The organism is Psychromonas sp. (genome assembly GCF_047632995.1).
Taxonomy (GTDB): Bacteria; Pseudomonadota; Gammaproteobacteria; order Enterobacterales; family Psychromonadaceae; genus Psychromonas.
This window is the reverse complement of sequence record NZ_JBLIEK010000137.1, coordinates 1-8016: the sequence shown is the minus strand read 5'-3', so window position 1 is coordinate 8016 and position 8016 is coordinate 1. Positions and strand designations below refer to the sequence as shown.

The following is an 8016-nucleotide window of genomic DNA, read 5'->3' as shown; positions in this document are numbered from 1 at the left end:
TAGAAGATGAACAGAGGGGCTTTGCGTTAGGCGCAGTTGACTTCATTACAAAACCCTATAGTCCATCGCTTATTCTGGCAAGGGTAAGTGCCCATTTGAAATTATCAAACCAAAAATCTCACCTGATGAGTTTGGTGCAGGAAAGAACAAAAGAGTTAGAAAAAACACGTATTGAGATAGTACAAAGTTTAGGGCGTGCGGCTGAGTTTAAAGATAATGAAACAGGCTCGCATGTTATTCGTATTGGTTGGTATGCACACTTTTTAGCAAAACGGATAACGGGAAATAAGGCGTGGTCTGAACTGCTTTATAATGCAGCACCAATGCACGATATAGGAAAAATAGGCATTCCTGATTATGTATTATTAAAAACAGGTAAGCTTAATCCTGATGAATGGGCGATTATGCAGAGGCATGTTGATTTCGGTGTTGAAATTTTAGGTAAGCATGAATCTGATCTATTGGCGATGGCTGTTGAAGTGGTGCAATACCACCATGAAAAGTGGGATGGTACCGGATATCCTGCGGGGATAAGTGGTGAGGATATTCCATTAAGTGCGCGCATCGTTGCTATTGCCGATGTTTTTGATGCACTGACAAGTGAGCGGCCTTATAAAAACGCATGGTCCGTTGAAAAAGCGATGGCGTTGATTGAAAGTGAATCTGGCAAACACTTCGATCCTGAGTTGTTGCCACACTTTAAAGCTTGTCTGCCTAAAATATTGCAGATAAAAGAGCAATACGCGGATCGGTTGGAAAGTAACCCCGCAGATGATTAACTAGGTTTTTATCCGTTTAATATAGGTGTTAATTTTTTTGGGGTGATTACGCAAGAGGGAAAAGCTAAATTAACCGGTTATTTTATAGAAATGGACAATAACTACGATATAAATAATTATTCATGTTTATTGCATAAATAAGCAGAGGTAATTAGAATACCCTTTTTATCGAGAATGACTCTCTTTATAATACGTTCTCCATTTTTAAAACCGTAAATGAAACAGGAACTTCTTATGTTAAAAGCCATTATAGTGGGTGCGAGTGGTTATACCGGCGCAGAGTTAGCACATTTTTTAACACGTCATGAACATATTGAATTGACCGGCTTATATGTTTCCGAAGGTAGTTTGGATCGCGGTAAAAAGTTATCTGAACTATACGGCAGCTTATTAGGCGTGGTTGATTTACCTTTGCAACCTTTAGCTATCAGCGGCATTAAAAGTGTTTGTGAAGAGATAGATATCGTTATTTTGGCGACAGCACATGAAGTGAGTCATGACTTGGCGGCACTGTTCCTTGCTGAAAATACGGTCGTGTTTGACCTGTCTGGTGCGTTCCGAGTTAAGTGTGCAGATTTTTATGACAAATATTATGGTTTCACGCATCAGTATCCCGAATTATTAGAAAAAGCGGTTTATGGTTTAGCCGAGTGGAATTTTGCAACGATCAAAAAAACAGATTTAATTGCTGTGCCTGGTTGTTATACAACTGCATCACTAACAGCACTAAAACCGTTAGCGGAAGCAGGATTTATTAAAGAAAATACAAAACCAACCATTAATGCCACCAGTGGCGTAAGTGGTGCTGGACGTAAGGCGAGTGTTGCCAGTAGTTTCTGTGAAGTGAGCTTACAACCCTATGGTGTGTTTACCCATCGCCATAAGCCTGAAATCGATCAGCATTTAGGTTTGCCAGTGGTATTTACGCCACATCTAGGCAGTTTCAAACGAGGCATTTTAGCCAGTATCAATGTGCAATTAAAAGCGGGCGTAACCAGTGAGCAAGTTAAGCAAGCTTATTTAGATGCATATGCAGATAAACCGATTGTGCGCTTAATGGCGGAGGGCCGTTACCCTGCACTGAAAAATGTTGTTGGTACGCCTTATTGCGATTTGGGGTGGGCGATTGATGGGGATGATTTAGTTGTTTTCAGTGCCATAGATAATTTATTAAAGGGTGCGTCGTCCCAAGCTATACAATGTATTAATTTACGTTTTGGTTTTGCTATCACAACTTCACTTTTATAAGCAGGATTTTTAGACAATGACTCAATCTTTATCCCAAAAACCTTTATTAATAAAATTAGGTGGTGCAGTGCTTGAAAATGATCAAGCGTTAACTAACCTGTTTTCCGCCTTAACTGCTTATTTACACAAACAGCAACGGCCACTTTTATTGGTACATGGTGGCGGTGTGATTGTGGAAGATCTTTTAAAAAAAATGAATATCGTCAGTAAGAAAAAAGAGGGGCTGAGAATTACACCCTTCGAACAAATTCCTTATGTTGCAGGTGCATTAGCGGGTACATCCAATAAATTGTTGATGGCGAAAGCCTTACAAGCAGGTCTGTCTGCCGTGGGCTTATCGCTTGCTGATGGTTTTAGCTGTAAAGTGACACAACTTGATCCGGAATTAGGGGCCGTGGGTGTTTGCAGTGCAAATAATCCATCTTTAATCAACGGGTTATTAGAGGCTGGTCATTTACCCGTGATCTCATCAATTGGTATTGGTGAAGACGGGCGGTTATATAATGTTAACGCCGATCAAGCTGCAATCACCATTTGTGAACTGGTCGGGGCGGAGTTAGTTTTCTTGTCCGATGTGGATGGTGTGTGGGATGCTCAAAAGCAAGTTATTGCAGAGCTAAACGAGCAATTAGCTGATACACTGATTCGCGATAATGTCATCCGAGACGGTATGGCGATAAAAGTAAAAGCAGCATTGCAAGCCGCAAACAGATTAGGCTATGTAATATTAGCTAGTTGGAAAAATCCTGAAAATTTAGTGTCATTGCTTGCAGGTGAAGCAGTGGGGACAAAAGTCGTTAAGTAGAGAAGTGATTATGGAAAATTTATTAACTGGTATGGAAATGACTCAGCAACAGGCGCTAGAACTGATTGCCTTGGGTAAAGAGTTAAAAGCAGATCCGGCTAAATACAGCCAGGCATTAGCGGGTAAAAGTGTTGTGACATTGTTTGAAAAACAGTCACTGCGTACCCGTGTCACGTTTGATATAGGTGTTCATAAATTAGGCGGCCATGCTGTTTATTTAGATCAGACTAATGGTGCTATGGGCAGCCGAGAAGACGTTAAAGATTTTGCATCTAATCTTTCGCGCTGGGCGGACTGTATTGTGGCGCGCGTATATGAGCATAAAACTCTGCTTGAAATGCAGCAATATTCACGTGTACCAGTAATTAACTCTTTATGCGATCTCTATCATCCTTGTCAGGCAATGGCTGATTTTATGACTATTTCTGAGCAGTATGATGACCTTTCTCAGGTCAAAGTTGCTTATGTTGGTGATGGTAATAATGTTACCCATTCTCTATTTATTGCCGGTGCGATTTTAGGGGCAACCGTGACTGCCGTCTGCCCTATCGGTCATAGCCCTGATGCACAAATAATGAAAATTGCTGAAGAGATTGCCGCTAAAAATGGTGGTAAGATCAAGGTCACCAATAATATTGAAGATATTAAAGGGTATGATGTGGTTTATGGTGATACTTGGCTTTCAATGGGTGATGATACGCCACTTGAACAGATCAAAGCTAAATTTATGCCATACCAAATCAACCAAGAACTGCTTGATTTAACTGAGATTAAACACGTATTACATTGCCAGCCTGCGCACCGTGGTTTAGATATCACCTCTGCTGTTATGGACGGCCCTGCTTCGTTAATTTTTGACCAAGCAGAAAACAGAATGCACATTCAAAACGCTATTATGCTTACATTGATGAAAGGAAAATAATCAAATGAGTAAAGTTAAAAAAGTTGTACTCGCTTATTCTGGTGGTCTAGATACTTCTGCAATCATTCCATGGTTAAAAGAAACCTACGATGATTGTGAGATTGTTGCTTTTTGTGCCGACGTTGGTCAAGGCGCGGAAGAGCTGGTTGGCTTGCAGGAAAAAGCCTTAGCATCAGGTGCATCTGAATGCCACATAGTTGATCTTAAAGAAGAATTTGTAAAAGATTATATCTATCCAACGATTGCAACGGGTGCTGTTTACGAAGGCACATACTTACTAGGCACTTCGATGGCGCGTCCTATTATCGCCAAAGCGCAAGTTGAAGTTGCACTTAAAGTAGGCGCTGATGCGCTTTGTCATGGTTGTACTGGTAAAGGTAATGACCAAATTCGCTTTGAAAGCTGTTTTGCAGCACTTGCTCCTGAGCTGAGAGTTATCGCACCTTGGCGTGAATGGGATATGGTATCACGTGAAGATCTGCTTGATTATCTGGCTGAGCGTAATATTGAAACAACCGCTAGCGCGACAAAAATCTACAGTCGTGATGCCAATGCATGGCATATCTCTCATGAAGGTGGCGAGTTAGAAAACCCATGGAATGAACCTAGCAAAGGTGTTTGGACATTAACAGTTGATCCAATTGATGCGCCTAATGTGCCTGAGTACCTGACCATTAAAGTTGAGAATGCGCGTGTTGTTGCTGTTGATGGTGTTGAACTGTCACCTTATGCTGCATTAATGCTGTTAAATGAAAAGGCAGCTGCTCATGGAATCGGTCGTATTGATATCACAGAGAACCGTACTGTTGGTATGAAGTCTCGTGGTTGTTACGAAACGCCCGGGGGAACTGTAATGGTCACGGCGCTGCGTGGTATTGATGAATTAGTTCATGATAAACCCGCACGAAAATGGCGTGACCAAGTGGGACAAGAGTTTGCTCATTTAGTTTACGACGGTCGTTGGTTTACACCTCTTTGTGGTTCACTACTCGCAGCTTCTGAAGCATTAGCAAAAGATGCTAATGGCGATGTGGTTGTTAAAATGTACAAGGGCCAAGTGACTGCAGTGCAAAAACGCTCTCCTGATAGCTTGTACTCTGAAGAGTTCGCAACATTTGGTGATGATAATGTTTACGATCAAAAACATGCCGAAGGCTTTATTCGTTTATACTCACTTTCAAGCCGTATTCGTACGCTGAACAAAAAAAAATAGTATAAACATTTAACAGTACAATTTAATTCCTGTTTGCCTTAATTGGCAAACAGGAATTTCTATTTATATCTGCTCTTACTTGAAATAGAAAAAGAGTTAATACAAATAGAATAACTAATATTAATCTACAGAATGTGATGGAGCATTAACATGGCACTATGGGGCGGACGTTTTAGCCAAGCGGCAGACGTAAAATTTAAACTATTTAATGATTCATTAAAATTCGATTATCGGCTTGCTGAGCAAGATATTATTGGCTCGATCGCTTGGTCTCAGGCATTACAAACGGTTGACATATTAACAGCAGATGAACAAAAGCAGTTAGAAGCCGCACTAAATGAACTTTTAATTTCAGTACAAGCAAATCCCGAGCAGATATTACAATCGGATGCTGAAGATATCCATTCTTGGGTTGAAATTCAACTTATTCAAAAAGTCGGTGATTTAGGTAAAAAATTGCACACAGGACGCAGTCGTAATGACCAAGTCGCGACGGATTTGAAATTATGGTGTAAAAAAACGGCGCAAGAGCTCATTCTTCACCTTGATACATTAGAAACAAAATTGATTGAACTTGCGCGCATCCATCAATCGGTTGTGCTACCCGGTTACACCCATTTGCAGCGAGCACAACCAGTAACGTTTTCACATTGGTGTTTGGCTTATTTAGAAATGTTAGAGCGTGATCACAGCCGTTTAGAAGGGTGCCTAGAACGTTTGAATACCTGTCCATTAGGCAGTGGCGCATTAGCGGGTACTGCATATGCGATTGATCGTACTGCACTGGCGCATGCACTTGGATTTGCTCGCGCAACACGTAACAGCTTAGATTCAGTATCGGATCGTGATCATGTTGTGGAATTAATGAGTTGCGCAACACTTTCAATGGTTCACCTGTCGCGCATGGCTGAAGATCTGATTTTCTATAACAGTGGCGAAGCGTCCTTTATAGAAATGTCCGATCTGGTGACGTCGGGCTCATCATTAATGCCACAAAAGAAAAACCCAGATGCGATGGAGCTTATTCGTGGTAAATCCGGCCGTGTGTTTGGCTCATTAGCAGGTATGTTAATGACATTAAAAGCGCTTCCTCTTGCATATAATAAAGATATGCAGGAAGACAAAGAAGGGTTATTTGACGCATTAGATACATGGGGCGATTGTTTGGCAATGGCGTCAATGGCATTAACCGATCTTAAAGTTAATGAAGAGCGCACTAAAGAAGCCGCACAAGGCGGTTATTCAAATGCCACTGAATTGGCAGATTACCTTGTTGCTAAGGGGATCCCTTTTCGCGAAGCGCACCATATTGTAGGCGTCGCTGTAGTCGTTGCGATTGAAAAAGGGGTGCCGCTAGAAGAGCTATCGGTTGCGCAGTTTAAAGAATTCTCCAAGGTTATAGAGGATGATGTTTATCCAGTGCTAACATTGGAGGCAACATTGTCAGCACGTAAAGCGCAAGGTGGTGTTTCACCAGCGCAAATTGAATATGCACTCTGTGAAGCAGAACAGCGTTTGTCTGATCGTGATACTTCCGGCCTGGTGATCCGTACTGCACGGTTAACTGATTTAGATCGTATTGAGTCAATGGTTAATCACTGGGCTGACAAAGGTGAAAATTTACCACGCGACAAATCCGATTTGGTGAAATCAATTGGTGAATTTGCAGTGACTGAGTGTGAGGGTAAAGTAACGGGTTGCGGCTCTTTGTATGTTTACGATACGGGCCTTGCGGAAATTCGCTCTTTAGGCGTTGAGCCTGGCTTTGAGTGCAGAGGCCAAGGTCGAGCGTTAGTGGAGTTAATCGTTAAACGCGCAGAAAAATTAGCAATTAAACGCGTTTTTGTACTGACTCGTATGCCTGAATTCTTTATGAAACTTGGTTTTAGTCCAACAAGTAAAGCTCTGATGCCAGAGAAAGTAATGAAAGACTGCGCAATGTGCATCCGTCAAGATGCATGCGATGAGGTTGCGCTAGAATTTAACATTCAAAGTAGCACCTTGATCCATAAACAAATGCTGTAGTTTTAATATTGGTACAGGCAACAAGAAAGGCTACGCAAATGTAGCCTTTTTTATATCCCGGTTAAAAGTCAGCCTCAATATAGTCATTTTTTAGTTTAACGTAATGCGCTGCAGAGCGCTTTAGAAAGGCAAACTCCTCCTCTGTCAGTTTTCGGGTCGGTTTAGCTGGTGAGCCTACATATAGGTAGCCAGACTGTAACTTTTTGTTTGGAGGGACTAAGGCACCGGCTGCCAAAATAACATCACTCTCTATACGCACATTATCTAAAACAATCGCTCCCATACCAATTAAAACCCGATCCCCGATTTGGCATGCATGTAATAACGCTTTATGTCCAACCGTAACATCTTCACCAATCTCTAAGGAATACCCGTCAATACTTGCTTCACCTTTACGTGCTACATGCAAGACAGCCCCATCTTGAATATTAGTGCGTTTACCTATTTTAATATGATTCACATCTCCGCGTATAACGCACATAGGCCAAACACTGACATCATCTGCTAATTCAACACTACCAATAATTGAAGAGAAGGGATCAATATAAACAGAATTTCCAATTACAGGATAACTATCCTTATAAGAACGTAAAGTAGGGGGCATAAAAACCTCATTAGATAAGTAATAACGAAACTATATGATAAGAGCATGTGTATAACAATGAAAATTTTGTGGATAACTTGTTTGCAAAGCAGGTATAAAAAACAATTAGATAAATAACCTCTTATTATGTAAAAAACACTTGCCAATGTGATCTGAATCTCTATAATGCGCCACACAGACACGGGCTGCAACGCCAGTGACTGAGAACGAAAGAGGCTAGTTTCTGATAACGTTAAACGTTAATTGGAAACCTTAAAAAGGCTGTTGACATCGCTTGAAAGGCGCGTATTATTCGCACCTCGCCGAAAGGCTGCTCTTTAACAATTTAATCAAACAATCTGTGTGGACACTTATTGTTGATGTGATTTCAAAAAAATCAAAGTCCTCGCATTATTTATAATGCAAGGCAACATCAATAGT

General features: G+C 41.2%; 7 protein-coding genes. 6 read left to right on the top strand and 1 reads right to left on the bottom strand.

All coding sequences use genetic code 11. The features are described 5' to 3' along the window. From ACJAT7_RS16400 to argH, 6 genes are all read left to right on the top strand, one after another. Nucleotides 1-779: HD domain-containing phosphohydrolase (locus ACJAT7_RS16400; protein WP_415227881.1), on the top strand; the 779-nt coding region annotated here is incomplete at its 5' end. A 234-nt stretch (nucleotides 780-1013) separates the two neighbouring features. Continuing rightward, nucleotides 1014-2027, top strand: a complete 1014-nt coding sequence (argC, locus tag ACJAT7_RS16395) for an N-acetyl-gamma-glutamyl-phosphate reductase (RefSeq protein ID WP_415227880.1) — start codon at nucleotides 1014-1016, stop codon at nucleotides 2025-2027. Between the two features lie 16 nt (nucleotides 2028-2043). Continuing rightward, nucleotides 2044-2832 (top strand): acetylglutamate kinase, encoded by a 789-nt coding sequence (gene argB, locus ACJAT7_RS16390; RefSeq protein ID WP_415227879.1) that lies wholly within the window; start codon nucleotides 2044-2046, stop codon nucleotides 2830-2832. Between the two features lie 10 nt (nucleotides 2833-2842). After that, the gene (locus ACJAT7_RS16385) at nucleotides 2843-3754 is read left to right on the top strand and encodes an ornithine carbamoyltransferase (RefSeq protein WP_415227878.1); all 912 of its coding nucleotides are present in this window, start codon (nucleotides 2843-2845) and stop codon (nucleotides 3752-3754) included. Nucleotides 3755-3758: 4 nt separating this feature from the next. After that, a complete protein-coding gene (locus ACJAT7_RS16380; protein WP_415227877.1) occupies nucleotides 3759-4967 on the top strand; it encodes an argininosuccinate synthase in 1209 nt (402 codons plus the stop codon). Nucleotides 4968-5117: 150 nt separating this feature from the next. Next, the gene (gene argH / locus ACJAT7_RS16375) at nucleotides 5118-6992 is read left to right on the top strand and encodes an argininosuccinate lyase (protein ID WP_415227876.1); all 1875 of its coding nucleotides are present in this window, start codon (nucleotides 5118-5120) and stop codon (nucleotides 6990-6992) included. Between the two features lie 61 nt (nucleotides 6993-7053). Here the strand turns inward: argH and ACJAT7_RS16370 are convergent, their stop codons facing one another. Next, on the bottom strand, nucleotides 7054-7596 hold the full coding sequence (locus ACJAT7_RS16370; protein WP_415227875.1) for a gamma carbonic anhydrase family protein: 543 nt from the start codon (nucleotides 7594-7596) through the stop codon (nucleotides 7054-7056). Between the last annotated feature and the right edge of the window lie 420 nt (nucleotides 7597-8016).